Origin of the sequence: Oceanidesulfovibrio marinus (assembly GCF_013085545.1) — a bacterium.
GTDB classification, from domain to species: Bacteria; Desulfobacterota; Desulfovibrionia; order Desulfovibrionales; family Desulfovibrionaceae; genus Oceanidesulfovibrio; species Oceanidesulfovibrio marinus.
The window spans coordinates 590,655-613,819 of sequence record NZ_CP039543.1 but is presented as its reverse complement, the minus strand read 5'-3'; the positions used below and the strand labels follow the sequence as shown (position 1 = coordinate 613,819).

Here is a 23,165-nt window from a genome sequence, read left to right as displayed (position 1 = left end):
CGTAAAACCGCTGCCGCCCGGAATGCCGCAGCGTGACGCCGAACACCACGAGGTACTGTTTTGCACAACACCGCCGCCATAGAACACCGGGAAGTCTCGCCCCCCGCACCTGGCGCGCTGACCATCACACCGCCGGCCAGGCGCGGCCTGACCAGGAAGGGCATCGCCCGCGTGCTGACCATGCCCGGACAGATCGTTTCCGTGCTCGTGCTCGTGGTGCCGTTGCTGGTCGCCTTCTACATGAGCTTCACGGACTGGTCGCCCACCCGCGGCTCACTCTTTGACGCCGGGTTCACGGGCCTGTTCAACTATGAAGAACTGCTCATATATGACACGCGTTTCATCTACGCCGTCATCAGAACCCTGCTCATCTCCATCGCCTGCCTCTCCCTGGAGTTCACCTTCGGGTTGGGTCTGGCCGTGCTGTTCATGCGCAAGTTCCGGGGCAAGTCCGTGCTCTTCTCGGCCTTTCTCACGCCCATGATGATCCTGCCCGTGGTGGTGGGCTACACCTTCTGGATGCTCTTCCAGTCCAACGGCCCCATCAACCAGATCGTGACCTACCTGTTCGGCGCGGAGGCCATGCTGGAGTGGTTCAAGAGCTCGCACCTGGCCGTGCTCGCGGTGATCATCACCGAGGTCTGGCACTGGACCCCGCTCTTCTTCCTCATTCTTCTCTCCGGGCTCAACGCCGTTCCGGAGAACCCGGTGCGCGCCGCGGTCATTCTGGGGGCCAACCCCAGGCAGGTGTTCTGGCGCGTCATCCTGCCCATGCTCAAGCCGGTCATCATCGTGGCCTTCGTCATCCGCTCCATGGAGATCATCAAGCTCTTCGACGAGGTCTTCATGCTCACCCGCGGCGGGCCCGGCTCGTCCACAGAGACCATCAGCCTGTACATCTACAAGCTCGCGTTCAGCGACTTCCAGCTGGCCTACGGCGCTGCCGCCGCGTTCATCGTGCTGGTCGGCTCCCTGCTGCTCGTGCATCTGTTGCTCACGCCGGTGCGCGACGAACTCCTGGAGGGCTCGCACTGATGGAACCGAAACCGCTTTCCCTGCCGCTCAAGCTGGTCATGTTCGCGGCCCTGATCATCGTGCTCTTCCCGGTGTTCTGGATCACCATGACGGCCATCAAGCCGCCCACGGACTGGAACGCCTCCCCGGCCATCTGGGTGCCGTCCGAGCCCACGTTCATCAACTTCAAGACCCTGTTCGACCCGGACGCCATCCGCGAGTACGGCGTGGGCGGCGTGAGCCAGTCCGCCACCAAGGCCGTCTTCGGCTCGCTCACCGCCTCCATCACCGCCACGCTGCTCTCGGTGGCCATCGGCCTGTTCTCGGCCATCGGCATCTCCCGCTACAGCGGCAGCAGCAAGGCCACGCCGTTGATCATTCTCTCGGGACGAATGTTCCCGCCGGCGGCCATCGCCGTGCCCTTCGTCATCATCTTCTCCAACATCGGGCTCATCGACAGCTATACGGGCCTTATCGGCATCTACGTGGCAGTCACGCTGCCGTTCTCCACCTGGATGCTCAAGAGCTTTGTGGACGATCTGCCCAGAGAGGTGGAGGAAGCGGCCATGATCGACGGCCGCTCCCGGCTCATGGCCCACTTCACGGTAACGATACCGCTGATCAAGGGCGGGCTTTTCGCCACCACCATGTTCATCTTCATTCTCAACTGGTCGGAGTTCATGTTCGCCCTGGTGCTCTCATACTCCAACATTTCCACCATCCCGGTGCAGCTGGCCAAGTACGTCACGGCCACGGCCGGCACCCTGTACGGCGTGCAGGCGGCCCTTGCCGTGCTGGCCATGGCGCCGCTCATCTACGTCGGCTATCTCATCCAGGGCCACCTTGCCCGGGGCATGACTTTCGGAGCGATCAAGCAATGAGGCACCCCAAGCTGGAACTCATCAACCTCGTCAAGGAGTACGAGGACGGCGCCGTGGTGGCCGTGGACAAGATCGACCTGGAAATCCAGGCCGGAGAAACCCTGGCCCTGCTCGGTCCGTCCGGCTGCGGCAAGTCCACCACTCTGAACATGGTCGTGGGCCTGGAAGAGCCCACCTCCGGCGACATCCTCATCGACGGCCAGTCCGTGGTCCGGATGCCGGCCGGCAAGCGCAACGTGGGACTCGTGTTCCAGGACTACGCCGTGTTCACCACCATGTCCGTGCGCAAGAACCTGGCCTTTGGCCTGGAGGTGCGCGGCACGCCCAAGAGCGAGATCAAACGCGCGGTCGAGGAAGTGGCCGAGCTTCTGGACATGCGCGAGCAGCTGGACGCCCGCATCCGCGACCTTGGCGGCTCCGAGCTGCAGCGCGTGGCCATCGGCCGCACCCTGGTGACCAAGCCGGCCATCCTGCTGCTGGACGAGCCCCTCTCCAACCTGGAGTACGCGGCCCGGCTCTCCATGCGGCGGGAGCTTCGGCGCTTGCAGAGCGAGATCGGCCTGACCATCATCTACGTGACCCATGACCAGATAGAAGCCCTGTCCCTGGCCGACCGCATCGCCGTGATGAACGCGGGCAAGATCCTGCAGGTGGAGGACTCCGCCGTGATCTGCCAGAAGCCGGACCACATCTTCGTGGCAGGCTTCCTAGGCTCGCCGCCCATGAACCTGGTGCGCGGCAAGTTCGAGGCCGACCCCTCTGGCGTGCGCTTCGAGAAGACGCAGTTCTCCTTACCGGTCAAGGACTCGGCCCCTCGCGGCGACGTGCCCAAGGGCTGGTACACTCTGGGCATCCGGCCGGACACCCTGCGCCTGGTTCCGGAGAACGAGGGCCAGATGACCGGCCGCGTAAGCCTGGTGGAGCCGCGAGGCCCGGAGGTGGTGCTCACTGTGGAGGTGGGCATGGAAGAGCTCAAGGTCGTCACGCCTTCGGGTGGACGCTTCCTGGAAGGTGAAACAACCGGCCTGCGCGTGGAGCCCGGCGAGCTGACATTCTTTGACGGCGACTACAACCGCAGAATCGAAGTGAATCTATAAGAAGGACCGACATGTCAGAAACCGCCGCCATAGACGCGACAACGGCCCTGGACCTCCAACACGTGACCAAGCGCTTCGGCCGCAGCGCCGTGGCTCTGGATGACGTGAGCCTCAGCGTGCCGCCCGGATCGTTCACGGTCATCCTGGGCGCGGCAGGCGCCGGCAAGACCACCACCCTGCGCACCATCGCCGGGCTGGAGTCGCCGGAAAAGGGCCGGGTTATCCTGGCCGGGCACGACGTGGGCTCCTGGGAACCCAAGGACCGCAACGTCTCCATGATTTTCGACAACCTGGCCCTCTACCCCAACAAGACAGGCTTCCAGAACATCGCCAGCCCCCTGCGCATCCGCGGCGAGAGCCCGGACGTTATCAAGGAGCGTGTCGAAAAGCTGGCCGCCACCCTGCAGGTGGCCCACGTGCTGGGACGACTGCCCAAGACCATGAGCGGCGGCGAACGCCAGCGCATCGCCCTGGGCCGGGCGCTCATCCGCACCCCCATCATCTTCCTGCTGGACGAGCCCCTCTCCAGCCTGGATGCCAAGCTGCGCATCGAGCTGCGCGCCGAGCTGCGGCGGTTGCAGCGCGATCTCGGCTATACCTTCCTCATGGCCACGCCGGACTACAACGAGGCCCTGGCAATCGCCGACAGCGTGGTGCTGCTGCGCAAGGGCCGCGTGGTGCAGGTGGCTCCGCCCCAGGAGCTGTACGACCTGCCCGTGGACCGCGAGGCTGCAAGCTTTGTGGGAGCGCCGCAGATCAACCTGATGCCGGCCTCCGCCATGGCCGAGGGCTCATCTTCGCTTCTGGCCGCGGCTGGAGCCAGATTGCCCCTGCCCGCACATTTTCTCCGCCTTCTGGGCAACGCGCCCTACGAGTTCGAGCTGGGCATCCGGCCGGAGAACCTGGCCCTTGCACCTCTGGACAAAGCCGGTATAACCGGCGCTGTCATTGATTTCGAGCCGTTGGGTCTCAAGTCCGTGCTTACCGTGCGCAACGACGCGGCCGAGCTGCGCATGCTGGTGGACAGCGCCGCGGCGCAGAGCGTGTCCATGGGTCAGGAGGTGGGCGTGGAGCCACTCAACCCGCACCTGATGCTGGCCTTTGACAAGGAAACCGGCCTGCGCATCGGCGCGGACGATCTTGTGAATTAATAGCAAATTGCCCTCTTACCATGCGTCTCGCATCAATCTTTCCGGCATGCTGAACATCTTCGTCACCTACCGCTGCAACCTCGCCTGCCCGTACTGCTTTGCTGCGGACATGAAGGCTGAGTTTCCGCAGGACATGAGCCCGGAGGCGTATGGCCGGCTGCTGCGCTGGATGTCCCACGAGCCGCCCCCGGCTGTGGCCTTCATCGGCGGCGAGCCCACGCTGCATCCACACCTCCTGGAGATGATCGAAGACGCGGTGGACTCCGGCATCGCGGCCATCCTGTTCACCAACGGGCTGTTCCGCGAGACGGTTACCGACGACCTGGCCGCCCTGGTGTCCAACTTCGTGGTCAACTACAACGACCCGGCCCTGTACACAAAGGCGCAGTCCAGGCTGCTGCACGCCAATCTCGACAGGCTGCACAAGCTCGGCGCGCGGATTACGTTCTCCAAGAACTTCTCCGGCACGTACTCGGACTATGGCTACCTGCTCGAAGGCATCGACCGCTACGACGTGCAGAATGTGCGCTACGACATCTCCCGACCCGCGCCCGGCGGCTTGAACGACCACTTCACCCTGGACGAAGGCCGACGCATCCTGGCCCACGCCGTGGGTTTCGTGCGTGCCTGCGAAGAGCGCGGCGTGCGCACCGGCCTGGATTGCAGCGTGCGCCTCTGCGATCTGAAGGACGAAGACCGCCGCTACCTGGAACGTGTGTCCATGAAGTTCGGCGGCGTCTGCCACCCGTCCATGGATGTGCATCCGGACCTGTCCGCCTCCTACTGTCTGCCCATGCGCCACCTGGCCGTGCCGGACATCACCCGGCTGGCCGGCGTTAGCGCTCTGCGCACCCGTCTTGCAGAGCTGGCGCGGCCCATACGGTACGCAAACGCCCAGAGTGAATGCGCCGACTGCGCCGAGTTCATGCGGCGCTGCCAGGGTGGCTGCATGGCTCTTACTTCTCGCGAAACCCCTTTGTGCGACGGCGCTGCCACCGCCATCGGAGCCGATATCTCATGAGCAACACCAAGACTGTAGTCACGACGTGCACCAGGGATTGCCCCAACACGTGCGGCCTCCTCGCCACCGTGGAGAACGGCCGCCTCGTCTCGCTGAAAGGGGATCCAAACCACCCGTACACCCTGGGCACGACCTGCGTGAAAGCCGCTCGCTACATCAACCGCGTGTACAGCAAGGAGCGCGTGACCCATCCCATGATCCGCAAGAACGGGGAGTGGCGGCGGGCTACGTGGGACGAGGCCTTCGACCTGATTGCGGAGAGGATGAAGACCATCCGCGACGAGTCCGGCCCGGAGGCGATACTCTACTACCAGGGGTACGGCGAGCGCACCGCGCTGAAGCTGCTGAACCGCTACTTCTTCAACCTCTTCGGCGGTGTCACCACCCTGCGCGGCTCTTTGTGCGGCGGCACGGGACAGGCATCCCAGAACCTCGACTTCGGCGAACGCATCAGCCACGATCCCCTGGACCACTACAACAGCGCCTCCATGGTGCTGTGGGCGCGCAACCCGGTCTCCACCAACATCAGCCTGGTGCCAGTCATCCGCGACATCAAGAAGCGCGGCGGCCGCATCGTGCTGATCGATCCGGTCAAAACCCGCAGCGCGGCCCTGGCCGATCTGCACATCACGCCCAAGCCCGGCCGCGACGTCTACCTGGCCATGGCCACGGCCAAGCTCATCCTGGCCCTGGGCGCGCAGGACGCCGAGTTCGTTGAAAAGCACGCCGTGGGCTTTGACAAGTACGCGGAGATCCTGACCCGCTACTCCGTGATGGAACTCTGCGCCCTGGCCGACGTGCCCATGGACCAGGTCGTCTCCCTGGCCGACGTCTTCATGAGCCAGCGCCCCACCTCCATCCTGCTGGGCTGGGGCCTGCACCGCCACAAGTCGGCCCATCTCTCCATCCGCGCCATAGACGCCCTGGGCGCCATCGCCGGCATCATCGGCGTTCCCGGCGGCGGCGTGAGCCAGGGCTTCGAGGAGTACGGACCCTACGACCAAAGCTACTGGGGCGACGAGCTCAACCCGCCGCGGCGCACCCTGCTCATGCCCGTCATCGGCGACGAGCTGCTCGGCACGGACGATCCGCCCATCCGCATGATCTACGTGACGGCCTCCAATCCGGTGTGCATGGCCCCCAACTCGGACAAGGTGGCCGAAGGCTTCCGCAAGGCAGAGTTCGTGGTCTACTCCGGCCACTTCATGGACGACACCTCCGACTACGCCGACGTGTTCCTGCCGGCCACCACGTTCCTGGAAGAGGAAGACGTGATGGCCACTTATGGCCACAACTGGGTGGGTCCGGTGAACCGCGCCATCCCGCCCGTGGGCGAGTGCCGCTCCGAGTTCGACATGTTCCAGGGTCTTGCCGAGCGCCTTGACTTTGCCGACCGCTTCCGCCGCGAGGCAAAGGCCTGGATCAAGGACGTCTGCGCCCCCATCTGGAAGCAGGGCTGCACGCCGGAGCAGCTCCGGACCGGCGCCTTCCGCCTGGACGCGCCCATGGCCCCATACGAGGACAAGACATTCCCCACGCCGTCCGGCAAGTTCCAGTTCATGACCGAGTTCGACCCTGCCGAGGTGAACGGCGCAGACGACATGTTCCCGTACAAACTCATCACCTGTGCGCCCCACGGCTACATCTGCTCCGAACGGACCATTGCCGACCACGAGCCCCTGCCCGTGATTCGGCTGCACCCGGACGAGGCGGCGCGGCGCGGCCTGGAGAACGGCTCCGTGGTCCTGGTCAGCAGCAAGCAGGGCCAAGTGCGCGCCACACTGCAGACCGTGGAGGGCATGCGCCGGGACGTGGCCGCAGCGGACCGCGGCGGCTGGCTCAAGGCCGGGCACGGCCTGAACCTCCTGACCAAGGATCTGGCCAGCACCGTGGGCATGGGCACGCCGTACTACGAAACTACCGTATCCGTGGAGCGCTGCCCGGAGGACGAGTTCCTGGGCCTGCGCATCCTTGTGGTCCAGAACCAGGAGCGCACCGTCCCGGCGTTCCTGGGCAAAGAGCTGACGCGCCTGGGAGCAGTTCTGGACATTTGCATGCCCTTTGCCGGCGATCCCTTGCCCGAAACGCCGGAAGACTTCGACGGCCTGGTGGTACTGGGTGGAGCGCAAAACGCGTTTGACGACGAGAACTACGCCTACTTTACGCCGCTGATGCGCCTGATGCGCGCCTTCGATGCGCACGGCAAACCCGTGGCCGGCATCTGCCTGGGCTGCCAGCTCCTTTCCCGCGCCTGGGGGGGCGAGCCCTTCAGTTGCGGCGGCCTGGAGTACGGCTTCACGGAGCTCAGCCTGACCGAGGCGGGCAAGGCCGATCCTGTGCTTGTCGGACCATTACCCAGACTCATGGAGTTCCACGAGGACAGCTTCATCCCCCCGGCAAATGCCGTGCCTCTGGTGGAGGGCGAGTTCTGCAAGAACCAATGCTTCCGCATCGGCAAGGCGTCCTACGGCTTCCAGTTCCATTTCGAGATCGATTCGAAGATCATCGAATTGTGGATCCAACGCTTCCGCAGCCAGCAGATGGGCAACTACAACAAGTATTCGGAGCTGTACGACGACGCGTTCTTCGAGACCATGGAAGCGGAGCTGCCGCTGCTGCTCACCGGCTCGCAGGCATTCTGCAGCCGCGTGGCCGCCAACTGGCTGCGGCTGTGCGCAAAGCGGCGCTCCGAAGCGCAGTAACTCGCCCTGACCGAAATGTACTGCGCCCGCGCGGAATCAGCAGCAGTTCTTGGCTTGGGCAGCCTTGGAGCCGCGCAGCCACTTGTTGATGATGTACGAGGCGCAGCCAACGCCCGGCGAGACCGAAAGCGCGCCGCTGGGGCAGTTTTTGGCGCAGGCGCCGCACTCCATGCAACCGTCCGGGTCCACGATCCGCGCCCGTTTCCCATCCATGGCCAGCACACCATGGGGGCACAGCTGCGGACACAGCCCGCATCCCACGCAGGCGTCGCGGTCCAGCTTCAGAGTGGCCACGCCGCTGTAGTGTCTGAAATTCTTCATCATCCCTCCAGGAATGCGGCCGCTATCCAGAGCGCGCACGCCAGCGCCGCCGCCCCGATCTGCCACGGCAGGTAGCGGCGCATCTCCTTTTCCACACCGGACGGCGAGGTGAACGGCGTGGAGCCGGTGAAGTTCATGCACAGATACGAGCCCACAGCCGCGGACCAGAGCACGAGGGCCGCGCCGCTCAGGAATCCGCCGGCCCAGAGCAAAGCCGAGACCAGGCCGGTGATCGCGCCGGTCTGCGCACCTTTGAGGCTGAAGGCCCGGCCCGGTAGCCATGGCAACAAGACAGGTGCGGCAACGCCACCGGCCAGGCACGCCAGCACCGTAGCGCCGCAGGCGGCAAGCCCTCGCGCCCACGCCGCATGTAGGGAGAATAAACCAGGGGCAACGCCCGAAAGCACAAACAGCGCCAGAAACACGAAGACAAGCGGCCTGGCCAGCAGCAGAAACTCCACCGGCGTGAGCACGGCGCGCTCCCGCAACGTGAAGGTCACGCGGCGCATGGCCTCGTCCGCCTGAAAGTCGTTTTCCAGATAACGGGGGACGTCCCCGGCGCGCAGCGGTCCGAACAGGACCTTGCGGCCGGTCCGCTTGGCGACCTCGCGGCCGACCACGCCGGTGGCGCCCATCTGCGGGAAGATCAGCGGCGCATGGGGCGCGGCCTGGTCCAGGCCGCATCCACGCACCCGGGCCACAGCCTCCTCCGTGCCGAAAAGCCCTTTGCCCGCAGCGCACCAGACGTTCACGCCGTGTGTATCCAGGACCACCACCCAGGCGTCCACGCCGCCCAGCCGGGCGCGCAGGTGATCCACAGTAAGCTTGTAGTTGCTGGTGACCAGCACCGGTGCGTCCGGACCGGGCGAGCCCACGCAGTACAGGCCGGGCGTGATCTTATAGTTGCTGCGCAGCCCGCAACGGGCCTTGATCGCACCGCACACGGCAGAGAGCTCCAGCCGGGTGCTGAGCCGCGGCACAGGGCCTGCGGCCGTGTCGTGAAAGCCGTCTACGAACGGCTCGATGCGATAGCCCGGTCTGTCGTGGAGCCCGAAGCCGGACTCGGTTTTGGGGCCTCAGCAGGGCGCGTCGTCCACGGTGCAGGAGACAGGGGCGCAGCCAACCGGAGCAGACGCCGGGACGATCTCTTGCCGATCCTTGAATTCGTGCAGCTCGTACATAATAATTTCCGCTGTAAACGCAGTATGTTCAAGTAATAACCATACCAATACAATCTGTAAACCGCCTACACCACTCTTGACTCGCCTCAATACTTGGCCTATTTGGAAAATGTTTGCAACACATAACCCTGCAAGGACACCCATGGAAACACTCGACCCGATCACCCCGCCGCCGCTCACGCTTTTTGAAAAGCGAGCCCGTGTCATGAAAGCGCTGGCGCATCCCTCGCGCCTGATCATCGTGGACGAGCTCTCCCGCGGGGAACAGTGCGTCTGTCGCCTGACCGAGGCTGTGGGCGCAGACATATCCACCGTGTCCAAGCATCTCGCGCTGCTCAAGGAAGCCGGCATTGTGGAGGACGAACGTCGCGGCAAATGGTCGTGGTATCGTCTCAAGGTTCCGTGTGTGTTGAATTTTTTCCACTGCGTCGACAACGTCCTGCAAGCCGGGCAGTCATAATTTTTTTTTGGCCAAACGCTTGGCGAAAAGGCCAACCGATATCTCGGAGTACATCATGCCTGATTCACCCACACCGCCGTGCTCCTGCAGCACGGGCAGCGCCGCGCCTGCCCCCGATTCCGCGCCGCACACGCCATGGCGTCGCATCGCCCTGGGCATCGTGTTGCTTGGGGCGTGGTTCGCGCTCTACAAAACACTGCTGCCTTTTTCGCAGTGGTTTACGTACTCGCTGCTGGGTTTCAGCGAGCAGAGCCATCTGGGCAGCGCCATCCAGTTCTTCATTTATGATACGCCCAAGGTGCTCATGCTCCTGGTGCTCGTGGTCTTCGGCGTGGGAGTGCTGCGCTCCTTCGTCACCGTGGAGTGGACGCGTTCGTTCCTGGCCGGGCGGCGGGAGTCCGCCGGCAATGTGCTCGCCGCGCTGCTCGGCGTGGTCACGCCCTTCTGCTCCTGCTCGGCCGTGCCGTTGTTCATAGGCTTCATGACCGCCGGCATTCCGCTGGGCGTCACCTTCAGCTTTCTCATCAGCGCCCCCATGGTCAATGAGATCGCCCTGGTGATGCTCTACGGCCTGTTGGGCTGGAAGGTGGCTGCGCTCTACTTTGTCACGGGCATCAGCGTGGCCGTCGCGGCCGGCTGGGTGATGGGCCGCATGAAGCTGGACAACCACGTGGAGGACTGGGTCCGCGAGATACGCGCCGGCGAGGCCGTGCACGCCGACCAGTCCATGACCTGGAACGATCGCATCCGGTTCGGCGTAGACGCGGTCAAGGACATCGTAGGCCGGGTCTGGCTCTACGTTGTCATCGGCATCGCCGTGGGCGCGGCCATCCACGGCTACGTGCCGGAGGGCGCCATGGCCGGCATCATGGGCAAGTCCGCGTGGTGGTCGGTGCCCGTCTCGGTGCTTATCGGCATCCCCATGTACACCAACGCCGCCGGGATCATCCCTGTGGTGGACGCCCTGCTGGGCAAGGGCGCGGCCCTGGGCACGGTGCTCGCGTTCATGATGAGCGTCATCGCGCTCTCGTTCCCGGAGATGGTCATCCTGCGCAAGGTGCTCAAGCCGCGGCTCATCGCCTGCTTCATCGGCGTGGTCGGCGCGGGCATCCTGCTGGTGGGTTATCTCTTCAACGCCATCATATAACAAGTTCGGAGGCTTCCAATGCGCTTTCTGGCCCAACTGTTCCCGGAGTTTGCACAGGCCCTGGACGACATGGACGCGCTCTATGCCGAAAAGCGACTCATCGACGAAAAGACCTACCAGTTCATCTGCCTGGCCGTGTCCATCAAGGCGCGGTCCAAGCCCTGCGTGCTCAAGCACTTCAAGGGCGCGCTGGACGCCGGCGCCAGCCTGCAGGAAATCGCCTACATCATCGCCCTGGTGATGCGCGAGGCCGCCGGAGCCGATGACTGCTGGACACATGACGTGCTTGGCGACGTATCCGACATCGTAGCGGGCAAGATCGATTGCGGTTGCAACAAGTAAAGGAATAAAAAACCATGGCAAAGCTTATTCAAATTCTGGGGCCTGGCTGCCCCAAGTGTGCAGAAACATACGACGTTGTAACCCAGGCCGCGGCAGAGGCCGGCGCAGACGTCAGCATCGAGAAAGTCACCGACTTCAAGAAGATCGCCAGCATGGGCGTGTTCACCACTCCGGCCGTGGTCGTGGACGGCGTGGTGAAGGTGGCGGGCCGGGCGCCTAAAAAATCGGAGGTTGCCGGCTGGCTATAGATCAGCGCAATTTCAAAACAGAGCCCTGTTGCGCCGCATACCGCAGTGTTCTCTATTAGGCGCACCTATAGCTTTTTCGATACGTTTAGTCGACATTTAATCGCGTAAAGCTTTTTGCAGTACGCCTCTGCTGAAATATTGTCATTGCAGCAACATCCCTCTTCTGGTGCTGCATTGCATACCGTTTCGCTCTTCAACAGTAGCATTGCATTAACGCGTTTCCTTCTGCTTGCGATCTGATTTCCCACCATTGGCCGTCTCACACCGTTTTTTCATCGCCGTCCCAACATTTATCCTGGCAGCTGGCCTGGGCGATCATGCCTTGTCATTATTCTGCTTGGTTATATCGAACAACTGTGTAGACATATGCATTCCACAAAAATCATACACCCAATAAATGCTTTAACTGAAATTGATTTCAAGATATGCATTGCATTCAATTGGAGCGGGCATCGAGGCGCTACGCGTGCATATTCATGTCTTGTTATTAAAGAAACCTGACTGATGGGGGGCGCAACATGATTTTTGGCGCGAAAAAAACTTTCGGGGATTTTGCACAACTTGCCAGTGAAGGACATTTTGAAAAGGCTGTCAGTACATTGCATGCGAAGGGCGGGGAATGCGAGCTTGTAGCCCAGGGGACCAAGGCCATCCTGAATGAGCTCGACTTCGCCCGCTCCATCATCGGCAGCATCACCACGCCGTTTGTGGTGGTAGATACCGAAGAGACGCTCTGCATCACAAACCAGGGCCTGCTCGGCATACTTGGCCAATCCGGCAAGCCGGAAGACTACTACGGCTGGAACGTTGCTGAGTTCTTTTATGGAGATCGCAATAGAAAGACCGTACTTTCCACGGCCATGCAGGACAAAAGAGGCATCCGCAAGGAGGTGGACTTCTCCTCCCGCGATGGCCGCACCCTGAACATCCAGATCGACGCCATGCCCCTGTTCCGGGAAAAGGACAAGGCCGTGCTCGGTGCGATCTGCATCTATCTGGACGTCTCCGAGCTGCGCAAGAAGGAAGCGGAGATCTGCGATCAGAACGAGCTCATCAGCCGCGCGGCGGAGCGCGCCACGGCCGTGGCGGACAATCTGGCCAACGAGGCAGATCAGCTCGCCGCCCAGGTGGAGCAGACACGCGCCTCAACAGACGAGCAGCGCAACCGCACCAGCGAGGTGGCCGGCGCGACCCAGCAAATGAGCGCGTCCATCATGGAAAACGCCGACAACGCGCGCTCCGTGACAGAGCTGGCCGAAAACTCCCGCACCAAGGCCGGCGAAGGTGCGGCCGAGGTGGAACGCACCCGCAAGGTGATTCTGGAGGTGCGCGACGAGGCCAGCGCCCTGCGCGACGACATGACCCAGCTCAGCGAGCACGCCGTGCGTATCGGCGACGTTATGAACGTGATCAACGACATCGCCGACCAGACCAACCTCCTCGCCCTCAACGCAGCCATCGAGGCGGCGCGCGCCGGAGAAGCAGGCCGCGGCTTTGCCGTGGTGGCGGACGAGGTGCGCAAGCTGGCCGAGAAGACCATGCAGGCCACCAAGGAGGTGGGCGAGGTGGTCCGGGCCATTCAGACCAGCGCGGAGAAGAGCCAGACCTCCACCGAATCCGCCGTGGCCTCGGTCATGCGCGGGGTGGAGTCCTCCACGACCGCCGGCGAGAAGATTCAGGAAATTCTCGCCATCATCGAGCAGACCACGGACCGCGTGCACGGCATTGCCGAGGCCGTGGCGCAGCAGTCCATGGCCAGCGACCAGGTTTCCGAGGCCACCAACCACATACTGAGCTCCGCCGAGGAGACAGCCGCCGCAATGGACGAGTCGGCCCGCGCCGTGAGCGAGCTGGCGCGCATGGCCAGCGAGCTGAAGAGCATCATCAAGGACATGAAGACGCAGTCCCACCTGGAGGAGTGCGAGCCCGAGGCCGTCCTGGCGGCAGCTGCGGCCAGAAGAAACTAGACGATTCGCATCGGGACGAGGCGTGCCCCCACGCCAATGCCATCATCGAGACCACTGAGGCGCAGCCGGAAGACTGCGCCTCTTCTTTTACGCGTTGCACCTGGCCGTGGGTATGGCCCAGAGCGCTATTCCGCGGCCGGCTCATACGCGTCAGGGCTGGTGTTCGAACCTACCCTCTGTACAGATTTCTGGACACACGCGCCGCAAAGAGCTGATCCTGAAGCAGGCTGTCCACAGGCGCGTTGTCGATGACGCTCTGCTTCTTGACCCGTCTGCCGGAGCCGGACCGCTCCTCCTGGTACGAGCACGATGCGAGCAGGAAGAGCATGCAGAGCGCTGCCGCGAGCACGATGCAGCAGGCCCGCCGTGCGCGTGTGTGATATCGTAATGAACCAAGCATACGCCTACCTCCCTATTTGATTTCGTAAGTCGTCTAGAACAGATACCGCAGCCCCAGCGCAGCCTTCCATGGCGTGCCTATATCCTGGTTGAGCCAGACATCGGTGCCGTAGTGCAGCCCGATGACGCCGGTCTCCAGGATGAGCTCCAGGTTATCATAGAGCCGGTAGCTCGTATCGAAATCAATCTCGACCATGCTGTCCTGCGTGGTCAGCGGGATGCCTGAAACGGTCGTGGTCTGCGGCGGGGTGACGTAACCGGGCGGCACGGGCATGGGCGCGCCCTTGTAGCCCAGAATGAGGTTGGGGCTGGTCAGTCCGATGATGCGCCGGCTGTCCGGATCGTTGGTGCCCTGAGCGTAGAGAAAGCGGACCGTGTGGTGCAGGTCCGGAATAAAGGTGATGTCCCGCAGGGCAAAGACTGCGCCCCACATGCCGGCCGGAGAGGAGCTGACGAGCCCCAGCGTGGGAATCAGCCGTGTGCCCACAAAGCCGAAGCTTGTAGGGCCGAAGCCACGCGTGGTGCTCAGCGTAGGCATCTGCTCGGAGCCGTTGCGCCAGGAGCCGTCCTCGCCGCTGCCGTACCAGCCGAACAGCGAAAGGGTCATGGAGTCGAGCTGGTAGTCCAGCTCCGCCCCGGCGTAGAAGCCCCGGCGGGTCAGCGCCGCGTTTTCCGCTTCCACGGAGCCGTACACCGCCTCCAGGGAGAGCCTGAACGGACTCAGATCGGTGAGCTCGGCCGTGGCTCCTGCCCACCACGTATACAGGTAGCTCTGATCGTTGGCGTACTGCTCGATGAACGGCGTGCCCAGATAGCTCAGCCCGGCTGCAAAGGCCGGGGAAAGCATGCCGGGAAAGCCCGCCAGCGCCTGGCTGGTGAACACGTTGCGGCCTGAGGTGATGAACATGCCGTACGGCGTCAGCCGCCACCCGTCTCCGGTGATGGGCAGCATGAGGCCGAACATGTCCATGGCGTCCAGGCCCGTGGAGTCCTTGACCGCGACGTTGTTCACCCCGAGATCGTAGAGCCGCGCCCAGAACACCGCGGCGCTGAGGGAGTCGCTGAAGGCGTATCTGGCGGAGACGCCGGCCACGTCCGCATCCAGCACCACATAGCCCACGCCGATGGAGGGGTTTTCGAGCCCCTGGATGCCCACGCGGAACGTGAGTCTGGTATCCGGGATATCGAAATCGATGTAGGCGCGCTTTGTCTCCACGCACACGCCGTCCGAGCCCAGGGCCCCGCCCGTGCCGTGGCCGGCAACCGGCCCCAGCCGTCCCCACTGGGTCTCGCCCATCTCGATGAAGTACACGCCGCGCAGGTGCTCGCTCATGGCGAAGTCCACCTGGACGCGGACGCGCTGCCTGGCGTGGAAGTCGTCCCGGGACTGGTCAATGGGCCCGGTGCCCTGGATGTTGCCGTTCTCCAGGTAGCGGAAGGCGAAGAGGAACTCGCCTTTGGGGCTTACTTCCAGGGCTTGCGCCGGCCGCACAGCCAGCGCGCATAGTAGGAGACAGCATCCCAGAACAAGCCATATCGAGCCGCGTCGCCTCACCACATACACCTCAATATTCAGAGTTCATTCCAAAGTAGCCGAATGCATCATACCAATCGACTGCACAATACATTTACTGATATACACGGGCAACAGAAGTCTGAAAAATGTAAAGACACAGTACTCTTGCATGGTCATACTCTTGTGGATGCCGGCTCGTGGCCGTCCATGCTCCATTAAGTTTTCCCTCTTTCCGGCCGAAAGCTTTATTCGACGAGCCACAACGCTCCATGATACAGGGGCTTGAACTTCTGGTTCAACTGCAACGACTGCGATACTGCACGATATATCCATGGGCCTCATCAACGTCAGCGATCTCAAGGAAGGCATGGTCCTCGATGCCGACCTGGTCACCCCTAAGGGGCGCTTCCTGCTTGGCAAAGGGGTCCCGATCACCAACAAGCATATTACCATCATGAAGAGCTGGGGCGTGACCGAGGCCGACATCGCCGGCGCCAGCCGCGAGGACGCCGCCGCGGAGACCATCGCCTCCCTCGGTCCCGAGTGCATGAGCCAGGCCGCCAACGAGGTGGATACGATCTTTGCCAAGGCCAACTCCGACCACCCGGCCGTGGCCGAGCTCAAGCGGCTGTGCACCATCCGTACGGCCCAGGCCATCAACCGCGGCGAGGAGATACGCTCCCCCAAGCCGCTCTCCCCGTTGGAAAAGGACGATTTCCGGCGGCTGCGCCGGATGCAGATGGAGACGCCCACCCTGGCCGATCTCGTGACCCGCCACGTGTCGCTGGTCTCCTTTCCGGACATTTACGTGCGCATCGCCGAGGTGCTGAACGACCCGTTGAGCTCGGCCTCGCACCTGGCCGACGTGGTGGCCAAGGACCCCAGCCTCTCCACCAAGCTCCTGCGGCTGGTGAACAGCCCCTTCTACGGCTTCCCGGCCAAGATCGAATCCATCAGCCGGGCCATCAGCCTCATCGGCTCGCGCGACGTGACCAACCTGGCCCTGGGCATCTCCGTGCTCAGCTACTTCGAGATGATCCCGCCGGACTCCCTGGACGTGCACTCCTTCTGGCTGCACTCCATCACCACCGGCATTGTGGCGCGCACCCTGGCCTCGCAAAAGGTCGGGCTCACCGAGGAACGCTTCTTCGTGGCCGGGCTCATCCACGACATCGGCCGGCTTACGCTCATCAAGGAGATGCCGGAGCAGTTCCGGCTCGCCCTGCTCCTTTCCCGCGTGGAGAGTATGCCCCTGCACGAGGCGGAGCGGGAGGTATTCGGCTACAACCACGCCCAGGTGGGCGGCATGGTCTTCAAGAAGTGGCGCTTCCCGACCTCGCTGGAGCGACCGGTCCGCTTCCACCACAAGCCGGAGAGCGCGCTGAACCTCCTGGAGCCGGCGATCATCCACATTGCGGACATCATCGCCGTTGCCATGCACAACGGCATGGGCGGTTCGTACTACGTGCCCGAGCTGTACGAAGAGGCGTGGGACATCCTGGGTTTGACCACAGGCGTGCTGCAGCTTGCCCTGACCCAGTCGGACCGCCACATCGGCGAGATCGAACGCACCTTCTTCAACTCGGATATCGGCAGGAGGGCGCGCCATGGGCGATGAGGAACGAAGCCTCATAATAACGCAGCTCCAGGAGCAGGTCGCACGGCTGGCCGACGAGAAGTCCATAGCCCTGGACGCCCTGGAGATGGCCACCACCCTGGGCACCTTCGAGACCCCGGTGGACGCGGCCGACGGCTTCCAGATCCTTGTCCGCGAGACAGCCACCCGCGTCTCCTCCCTGTTCCGGCTCAAGTCCATGGCCGTGTACCTGGCCAACGAGGAAGACGCCTCCTTCGACCTGGCCTACTGCGATCCGGAGTCCGACGGCTCCTGGTTCGAGAGCGAGCTGGAGGTGCTCATCGAGGACGGTACCTTTGCCTGGGCGCTGTACCGCAACCGGCACGTCATTGTCTCCACCCGTGACGAAAAAGGCCGCCTGCTGCTCCACGCCATCGCCACGGCATCCCGCGGCTGGGGCATGTTCATCGGTCTGCTGGACCAGCCGGAGCGCGAGATCTACGACATCTCCTACGCCCTGCTCACCAACATCCTGCTCTCCGCGGCCCACGCCCTGGAAAACGTCTCGCTCTTCGAGGCCATCAAGAAGGTCAAAAACTCCCTGGCCGCCCAGGTAGCCGACCGCACCCGGGATATCCGGCGCTCCAACCGTGAGCTGGAAAAAGCCCTGGCCCACTCCAAGGAGCTGGCGCGGGAAGCCGAGATAGCCAACACGGCCAAGACCGAGTTCCTGGCGCGCATGAGCCACGAGATCCGCACGCCCATCAACTCCATACTCGGCATGGCAGAGCTGCTGTGGGACACGGAGCTGACCCCTACGCAGAAGGACTATGTGCAGACCTCGCGCTCCTCCGGCGAGATGCTTCTGGACGTCATCAACGACATCCTGGACTTCGCGCGCATCGAGGCCGGCGAGGTGCTGCTGGAGAACGTGCCCTTCGACATCCTGGACGAGATGGAGAACGTCTGCCGGGTGCTGGCCTTCCGCGCCCACGAGAAGGACCTGGAGCTGCTCTGGCGCGTGCACCCCAGCACCGTCACCCAGGTCGGCGGCGACCCCAAACGGCTCTCCCAGGTGCTGCTCAACCTGGTGGGCAACGCCGTCAAGTTCACCCGCCAAGGCGAAGTTTCGCTGGACGTCAAACCGCTGGAGCCGGCCGACCTGCCCGAGGACGCCCCTCGCGCCATTGCCAGCGCGACCCGATCCTTCCTGCTCTTCAACGTTTCCGACACCGGTGTGGGCATACCGGCCGACAAGCAGAGCCTCGTCTTCGAGCACTTCTCCCAGGCCGACACCTCCACCACCCGCCAGTTCGGCGGCAGCGGCCTGGGCCTCGCCATCTGCAAGAAGCTCGTAGAGCTCATGGGCGGACATATCTGGGTGCGCAGCGAACCCGGCGCCGGCTCCACGTTCTCCTTCTGCGTACGGCTGGACGCGCTGACGGACTCGGCCCCCATGTACGCCCGCACGGACACAGCCCTTTCCGGCACCAGCATTCTGGTGGTGGACGCCAAGCCCAAGACAGCGAAGCATAACGCCCTGCTCCTGGAGCTGCACGGTGCGCGGACGCGCGTATGCCACGATCTGGAAACAGCTGTGCGCATGATCTGCGAGAGCGAGGCGAACGATCCCTTCGACTGCGTGCTCGCGGCCTTCGACCTGGGTCCGGACAACGGCTTTGCCCTACTCCAGGCCATCGCCGCAGCCATGACGCGGCAGCTCCCCGTGGTCATGCTTTTCTCAGCCCTGAACGGCGGCCGCGTGAAGAACCGGGCCGTCCGGGAAGGCGTCGCGGCCCATGTGGTCAAGCCGTGCCGGCGGGGGGAACTGCTGGAATCCGTGGAGCTGGCCCTGGGCCGGCGCAAGGAGTCCGAGGCCGTTGCCATAAAGGCGCAGGCCGTCGTGCTGCCGCCCATGCGGATTCTGCTGGCCGAGGATCATGTTCCCAACCAGCGCATTGTGGAGCTTTTTCTGAAGGATCAGCCCGTGACCCTGGACGTGGTGGCCGACGGCGAAGGCGCCATGGAAATGGTGCGCGAACGCGAGTACGACGCCGTGCTCATGGACATGCAGATGCCCGTGCTGGACGGGCTGTCCGCCACCAGGGCCATCCGGGAGGAGGAACGCCAGACCGGCCGCCGGGCCGTGCCAATCATCGCACTCACCGCCCATGCCCTGGCCAGCGAGCGGACACGCTGCCTGGAGGCCGGATGCGACGAGTTCGTGCCCAAGCCGGTGCGCAGGGCCGAGCTGCTGGCGGCCATCGCCAGCATTGCACCGGATGGAGCCGGCGCCGGCGACTCCGCCTGCGATGTGGTGGTACCGGACGAGGTCGCCGACCTCATCCCCATGTATCTCGAATCGCTCCACGCGGACATCGCCGCCATGCACGAGGCGCTGGCCTCGGACGATCTGGACGCCGTGCGTCGCCTGGGCCACAGCCAGAAAGGCAGCGCGCCGTCCTACGGCTTCGACCACGTGGCCGAGCTGGGCGCGGACATACAAAAGGCCGCCGAATCAGGAGACAGGGACGCGACGGCTGCTCTGGTGGCAGAGCTGGACAACTATGTGCGCAATGCGCGGATAGTTCAGGAAAAGGACGGCGGACCAGCGTGAGTCATGTGAGCTCGGGATCCCAGCCAATGTCTTTCAGATCTTCCATGTGCCTGTTCCGGAAGCGCAGCACCCGCAGGGTAAGCTGCTTCACGTTGAACGGCTTCACCAGGAATCCCTGCACGTTGTAGCGCAGGCACTCCTTCACGATTTCCTCTTTGCTATGACTGGATGCGATAACGATGGTGGTCGCCATATCGACGCGATTGTCCCGCAGCTCCTTGAGCAGATCGATGCCGCTCATGCCGGGCAGCTCGAGGTCCAGAATGATGATCTGCGGCCGGTGGTCCGCCATGTACGCCAGGGCCTCGGTGCCGCTGCCGGCGATGTGCACGCGAAACGCTTCTGGATCGAGAAAGCGATGGTACAGCGCCGCAATCTTCGGGTCGTCCTCCACGATGAGCACGCCGAGGATTTCCGGACCGGCTTCGCTGGAGGCGTCTCCGGCATGGGCCTCGATGATCGCCTCATTGAGGCTGGTCAGGTCGAACGGCTTGGTGAGGTAGCCCTGGATGCCCAGCTCGTTGCACTGCTCGCAGACGGCCTCCTTGCTGCTGGCCGAGGCGATAATGACGCAGGTGGAGGTGTCGCCGCGCTCGGTGCGGATGCTCCGCAGCACGTCCAGACCGGACATGTCCGGGAGGTTGAGATCCAGAATGATGATGTCGGGTCTGAGAATATCGTACGCATCCAGGGCGCGCCGGCCCTGGTTGGCGAACGTGATGTCGAAGAGCTCCTCGGAAAGGAACTTGCCGTAGAGGGCAGAGACTTTGCGGTCATCCTCCACGATGAGCAGGACTTGCTTACCAGGCACTCGTAATCGCTTATTTTAATTAAAGACTATAACCCAATGCGGGCACCCTTTGCACGGCTGAATGAACCTAGCAGAGACCGCCCTGAAAAGAAAGATGGTCAATTGGCCAATAAACCGCCGGGAATTGCCCCGGCAAACCGGGGAGAACACCGCCACCTGTATTGCACTCTGTTTATTCTTGTAAGCTTCATGCATGCAACATGGATAATTACGTACTTATTGCCCTAGAAGATAAGAAGTTGTATCGTCATCAGCGTAGGACTGCGTATACTCATAATTCAAGCAGCATGCGCTGAGTTTACCAAGCTTTCCACGGGGCAGGAAAGCTGATGAACCTCTTTGCAGTCAACATCTCTCGGAGTCAGATATGTCTATGAGTATCCGCGTCCGCCTCATCCTGCTCGGGATTGGCGTCGTCCTTGCCCTCTCGATTCTGGCAGGCATCAACTTCATCAATGGCCGGTCCGTATCCGGGACCATGAAGGCGAACGCGCTCAGCCTTGAAAAAAGCAACCTCGCACAGCACATGCGCGAGAATTTGATCCACCTCAACCTCATCGCCATGGACGCCATTGTGGACAGGGACAACGGCATGAGTGACGAACGCATCGCCGTTATCCAGAGCACCGCCGCCGAGCTGCGCGACGACCTGGCCAAGTTGCGCAAGCTGGAGAAGGACAAGCAGTTGCAGCAGAATATCCAGGCTCTCGATGCCGAGCAGAACAAGCTCATCGAGATGGTCTCTGTGGACCTCGTGCAGTTCATCAACAAAAGCGCTGGCGTCCTCCACCGGCGGGAAGAGCAGCTCCAGGCGCTCGACAACAGATTGGACGGCCAGAATATGCGGATCAGCGCATTCCTCGACATTCTGGAGGACACCTTCACCGAGCAACGCGACTCTTCCGCCCTTGCCGGCATTTGGGAGCGCTACGACACGGCTGTCACTGAAACCCGCGCGGTCAATCTGGCCAACGTCAAGACAGCGCTCGTCGGCATGCAGATACTCAACGACCGGAACACCGGCAAAGACAACCAGGCACAGCTCGCAGAGATACGGCACTACGGAGAGTTCCTGACGACGAGCCTGGACACCCTTGCCGGCTACGCCAGGTCCGAGGAGGCCAAGGATTCCATCGCCACTCTGCAAGAGTCCATACCGGCCTTTCTGAAAGTCCTCACCACCGAGCTGCCCGACATGATTCAAAAGGCATACAAGGACCGCCTGGAAATACTGGCCGCTTTCGACGCGACGGTGGACAAAGTCCATGACCACACCAATGCGGCCCGGGAAGCGCTCGACACCATTCTCGACGCCGAGAACCTGAAGCTCGTGGACTCCAGCCAATCCCTGGAGGACAGGATATCCCGATCCAACAGCCTTGGCGTGATGATCTACGGTATTGTCGTCCTTGCCATCATCGTGGTCATGATCTTCATCATCCGGTCCATCGTGGTGCCCCTGGGCAAGACCGTGGAGTTCGCCGACGGCGTGGCCGCGGGCGATCTGGACCGTGACCTCGCCGTGCGCGGCAAGGACGAGACGGGCCGCCTTGCCGACGCCCTGCGCCGCATGGTGGACGAGCTCAGGGATAAGATCCGCATGGCCGATGCGCAGACGCAGGAGGCCGAGGAGCAATCCCAACGGGCGCAAGCAGCCATGGAGCAGGCCCAGGAGGCCCAGAAGGAGGCCGAGAAGGCCAAACAACAGGGCATGCTGGAGGCGGCCGATCGTCTGGACGCCATGGTCGGGAGCCTGACCTCCTCCTCGGAGCAGCTTACCGCGCAGATCGAGCAGACCAGCCATGGCTCCGCCAGGCAGAGCGAGCGCGCCTCCGAAACGGCCACGGCCATGGAGGAGATGAACGCCACTGTCCTGGAGGTCGCCCGCAACGCCTCGGAGGCGGCCGAAAGCGCCGATTCCGCGCGGAGCAAGGCCATGGGCGGCAGCAGTGTGGTGACGGACGTGGTCACCTCCATCAACGACGTCTCCACCCGGACATCGCAGATGAAGAGCAGCCTCGATTCGCTGGGCCGCAGGGCCGAAGATATCGGCGCCATCATGACCGTCATCACCGACATCGCTGACCAGACCAACCTGCTGGCCCTGAACGCGGCCATCGAGGCGGCGCGCGCCGGAGAGGCGGGCCGCGGCTTCGCCGTGGTAGCCGACGAGGTGCGCAAGCTGGCGGAAAAGACCATGTCCGCCACCAGCGAGGTGGGCCGGGCCATCGATGCGATTCAGCAGGAGACCCGCGGAACTGTCGAGTCTATGGACGAAGCCTCCGGCGCTGTGCAGCTCTCCACCGAGTACGCCGAGCAGGCCGGAGCCGCACTGCAGGAGATCGTGCGTATCGTGGAGACCACCTCCGACCAGGTGCGATCCATCGCCACGGCTTCGGAGCAACAATCCGCCGCCAGCGAGGAGATCAATCGCGCCATAGAAGAGGTCAACAGCATCTCCGCGGAAAACACCCAGGGCATGTACGAGGCGGAGCAGGCCGTTGCCGGCCTGGCCGATCTTGCCTCGCGTCTGGCCAGGCTCATTGACGAGCTGCGTCAAGGGTAACAGCTTGCTGAAAAGGATTTCTTCCGACAGGCTGTTCGCAGACCACGGCGGCAGGGGTGCAAAAAAAAGCCAAGACCGTTACGTATAGACAATACGTGGGGACTTGTTCTTTTCGGAGCCGCAGCCAGCGTGAGAGCTGGGGTAACAG

Annotated in this window: 19 protein-coding genes; 14 read left to right on the top strand and 5 right to left on the bottom strand. The window is 63.2% G+C overall.

Going from position 1 to position 23,165, the window contains the following annotated elements; all coding sequences use genetic code 11:
* Positions 1 to 60 precede the first annotated feature (60 nt).
* The 6 genes from E8L03_RS02795 to E8L03_RS02770 are packed head-to-tail and all read left to right on the top strand — an operon-like array spanning position 61 to position 7,866.
* Positions 61 to 1,035 carry a carbohydrate ABC transporter permease gene (locus E8L03_RS02795; protein WP_235896604.1) on the top strand — a complete coding sequence of 325 codons (975 nt, stop codon included), beginning with the start codon at positions 61 to 63 and terminating at the stop codon, positions 1,033 to 1,035.
* Positions 1,035 to 1,895: a carbohydrate ABC transporter permease gene (locus E8L03_RS02790; RefSeq protein WP_171266498.1), complete on the top strand. Its 861-nt coding sequence runs from the start codon at positions 1,035 to 1,037 to the stop codon at positions 1,893 to 1,895. Before E8L03_RS02795 ends, E8L03_RS02790 begins: the two co-directional genes overlap by 1 nt.
* Positions 1,892 to 2,992 carry an ABC transporter ATP-binding protein gene (locus E8L03_RS02785; RefSeq protein ID WP_171266497.1) on the top strand — a complete coding sequence of 367 codons (1,101 nt, stop codon included), beginning with the start codon at positions 1,892 to 1,894 and terminating at the stop codon, positions 2,990 to 2,992. Before E8L03_RS02790 ends, E8L03_RS02785 begins: the two co-directional genes overlap by 4 nt.
* An 11-nt stretch (positions 2,993 to 3,003) precedes the next feature.
* A complete protein-coding gene (locus tag E8L03_RS02780) occupies positions 3,004 to 4,143 on the top strand; it encodes an ABC transporter ATP-binding protein (protein WP_171266496.1) in 1,140 nt (379 codons plus the stop codon).
* Between the two features lie 46 nt (positions 4,144 to 4,189).
* The gene (locus tag E8L03_RS02775) at positions 4,190 to 5,164 is read left to right on the top strand and encodes a radical SAM protein (RefSeq protein ID WP_171266495.1); all 975 of its coding nucleotides are present in this window, start codon (positions 4,190 to 4,192) and stop codon (positions 5,162 to 5,164) included.
* Entirely contained in the window at positions 5,161 to 7,866 is a 2,706-nt protein-coding gene (locus tag E8L03_RS02770; RefSeq protein WP_171266494.1) for a molybdopterin-dependent oxidoreductase, read from the top strand. Before E8L03_RS02775 ends, E8L03_RS02770 begins: the two co-directional genes overlap by 4 nt.
* Positions 7,867 to 7,902: 36 nt before the next feature.
* On the opposite strand, the gene hgcB is transcribed toward E8L03_RS02770, so the two are convergent.
* Together hgcB and hgcA are read right to left on the bottom strand one after the other, a co-directional pair.
* Positions 7,903 to 8,187 carry a mercury methylation ferredoxin HgcB gene (gene hgcB, locus E8L03_RS02765; RefSeq protein WP_171266493.1) on the bottom strand — a complete coding sequence of 95 codons (285 nt, stop codon included), beginning with the start codon at positions 8,185 to 8,187 and terminating at the stop codon, positions 7,903 to 7,905.
* A complete protein-coding gene (gene hgcA, locus E8L03_RS02760; RefSeq protein ID WP_252989034.1) occupies positions 8,187 to 9,368 on the bottom strand; it encodes a mercury methylation corrinoid protein HgcA in 1,182 nt (393 codons plus the stop codon). Before hgcA ends, hgcB begins: the two co-directional genes overlap by 1 nt.
* Before the next feature lie 142 nt (positions 9,369 to 9,510).
* Between hgcA and E8L03_RS02755 the strand changes: the two genes are divergently transcribed.
* From E8L03_RS02755 to E8L03_RS02735, 5 genes are all read left to right on the top strand, one after another.
* Positions 9,511 to 9,828, top strand: a complete 318-nt coding sequence (locus E8L03_RS02755) for an ArsR/SmtB family transcription factor (RefSeq protein WP_144305630.1) — start codon at positions 9,511 to 9,513, stop codon at positions 9,826 to 9,828.
* A gap of 55 nt (positions 9,829 to 9,883) precedes the next feature.
* Entirely contained in the window at positions 9,884 to 10,975 is a 1,092-nt protein-coding gene (locus E8L03_RS02750) for a permease (RefSeq protein WP_171266492.1), read from the top strand.
* Positions 10,976 to 10,993: 18 nt separating this feature from the next.
* Entirely contained in the window at positions 10,994 to 11,317 is a 324-nt protein-coding gene (locus tag E8L03_RS02745; RefSeq protein ID WP_144305628.1) for a carboxymuconolactone decarboxylase family protein, read from the top strand.
* Between the two features lie 14 nt (positions 11,318 to 11,331).
* Positions 11,332 to 11,565: an MTH895/ArsE family thioredoxin-like protein gene (locus E8L03_RS02740; RefSeq protein ID WP_144305627.1), complete on the top strand. Its 234-nt coding sequence runs from the start codon at positions 11,332 to 11,334 to the stop codon at positions 11,563 to 11,565.
* 599 nt (positions 11,566 to 12,164) lie between these two features.
* Positions 12,165 to 13,532 (top strand): methyl-accepting chemotaxis protein, encoded by a 1,368-nt coding sequence (locus E8L03_RS02735; RefSeq protein ID WP_208738243.1) that lies wholly within the window; start codon positions 12,165 to 12,167, stop codon positions 13,530 to 13,532.
* 169 nt (positions 13,533 to 13,701) lie between these two features.
* On the opposite strand, the gene E8L03_RS02730 is transcribed toward E8L03_RS02735, so the two are convergent.
* Both E8L03_RS02730 and E8L03_RS02725 read right to left on the bottom strand, forming a co-directional pair.
* A complete protein-coding gene (locus E8L03_RS02730) occupies positions 13,702 to 13,932 on the bottom strand; it encodes a hypothetical protein (protein WP_171266491.1) in 231 nt (76 codons plus the stop codon).
* Between the two features lie 33 nt (positions 13,933 to 13,965).
* A complete protein-coding gene (locus tag E8L03_RS02725; RefSeq protein ID WP_171266490.1) occupies positions 13,966 to 15,423 on the bottom strand; it encodes an outer membrane homotrimeric porin in 1,458 nt (485 codons plus the stop codon).
* Positions 15,424 to 15,778: 355 nt separating this feature from the next.
* Here E8L03_RS02725 and E8L03_RS02720 point away from each other — a divergent pair, with 355 nt between their 5' ends.
* The gene (locus E8L03_RS02720) at positions 15,779 to 17,065 is read left to right on the top strand and encodes an HDOD domain-containing protein (RefSeq protein ID WP_144305623.1); all 1,287 of its coding nucleotides are present in this window, start codon (positions 15,779 to 15,781) and stop codon (positions 17,063 to 17,065) included.
* Positions 17,055 to 19,640: a response regulator gene (locus E8L03_RS02715; RefSeq protein ID WP_171266489.1), complete on the top strand. Its 2,586-nt coding sequence runs from the start codon at positions 17,055 to 17,057 to the stop codon at positions 19,638 to 19,640. The genes E8L03_RS02720 and E8L03_RS02715 overlap by 11 nt, the downstream gene beginning before the upstream one ends.
* Before the next feature lies 1 nt (position 19,641).
* On the opposite strand, the gene E8L03_RS02710 is transcribed toward E8L03_RS02715, so the two are convergent.
* Positions 19,642 to 20,451: a response regulator gene (locus E8L03_RS02710; protein ID WP_144305621.1), complete on the bottom strand. Its 810-nt coding sequence runs from the start codon at positions 20,449 to 20,451 to the stop codon at positions 19,642 to 19,644.
* Positions 20,452 to 20,818: 367 nt separating this feature from the next.
* On the opposite strand from E8L03_RS02710, the gene E8L03_RS02705 reads away from it, so the two are divergent.
* Complete coding sequence (locus E8L03_RS02705; RefSeq protein ID WP_171266488.1) at positions 20,819 to 23,017, top strand: methyl-accepting chemotaxis protein; 2,199 nt, start codon at positions 20,819 to 20,821, stop codon at positions 23,015 to 23,017.
* Positions 23,018 to 23,165: the final 148 nt, after the last annotated feature.

What these genes read in the sequence shown, in the direction of transcription:
- E8L03_RS02755 (WP_144305630.1), top strand. Translation starts at nt 9,511, where the DNA reads ATGGAAACACTCGACCCGATCACCCCGCCGCCGCTCACGCTTTTTGAA.
- E8L03_RS02785 (WP_171266497.1), top strand. Translation starts at nt 1,892, where the DNA reads ATGAGGCACCCCAAGCTGGAACTCATCAACCTCGTCAAGGAGTACGAG.
- E8L03_RS02715 (WP_171266489.1), top strand. Translation starts at nt 17,055, where the DNA reads ATGGGCGATGAGGAACGAAGCCTCATAATAACGCAGCTCCAGGAGCAG.
- E8L03_RS02705 (WP_171266488.1), top strand. Translation starts at nt 20,819, where the DNA reads ATGTCTATGAGTATCCGCGTCCGCCTCATCCTGCTCGGGATTGGCGTC.
- E8L03_RS02790 (WP_171266498.1), top strand. Translation starts at nt 1,035, where the DNA reads ATGGAACCGAAACCGCTTTCCCTGCCGCTCAAGCTGGTCATGTTCGCG.
- E8L03_RS02780 (WP_171266496.1), top strand. Translation starts at nt 3,004, where the DNA reads ATGTCAGAAACCGCCGCCATAGACGCGACAACGGCCCTGGACCTCCAA.
- E8L03_RS02770 (WP_171266494.1), top strand. Translation starts at nt 5,161, where the DNA reads ATGAGCAACACCAAGACTGTAGTCACGACGTGCACCAGGGATTGCCCC.
- E8L03_RS02730 (WP_171266491.1), bottom strand. Translation starts at nt 13,932, where the DNA reads ATGCTTGGTTCATTACGATATCACACACGCGCACGGCGGGCCTGCTGC.
- E8L03_RS02745 (WP_144305628.1), top strand. Translation starts at nt 10,994, where the DNA reads ATGCGCTTTCTGGCCCAACTGTTCCCGGAGTTTGCACAGGCCCTGGAC.
- E8L03_RS02750 (WP_171266492.1), top strand. Translation starts at nt 9,884, where the DNA reads ATGCCTGATTCACCCACACCGCCGTGCTCCTGCAGCACGGGCAGCGCC.
- E8L03_RS02740 (WP_144305627.1), top strand. Translation starts at nt 11,332, where the DNA reads ATGGCAAAGCTTATTCAAATTCTGGGGCCTGGCTGCCCCAAGTGTGCA.
- E8L03_RS02720 (WP_144305623.1), top strand. Translation starts at nt 15,779, where the DNA reads ATGGGCCTCATCAACGTCAGCGATCTCAAGGAAGGCATGGTCCTCGAT.
- E8L03_RS02775 (WP_171266495.1), top strand. Translation starts at nt 4,190, where the DNA reads ATGCTGAACATCTTCGTCACCTACCGCTGCAACCTCGCCTGCCCGTAC.
- hgcB (WP_171266493.1), bottom strand. Translation starts at nt 8,187, where the DNA reads ATGAAGAATTTCAGACACTACAGCGGCGTGGCCACTCTGAAGCTGGAC.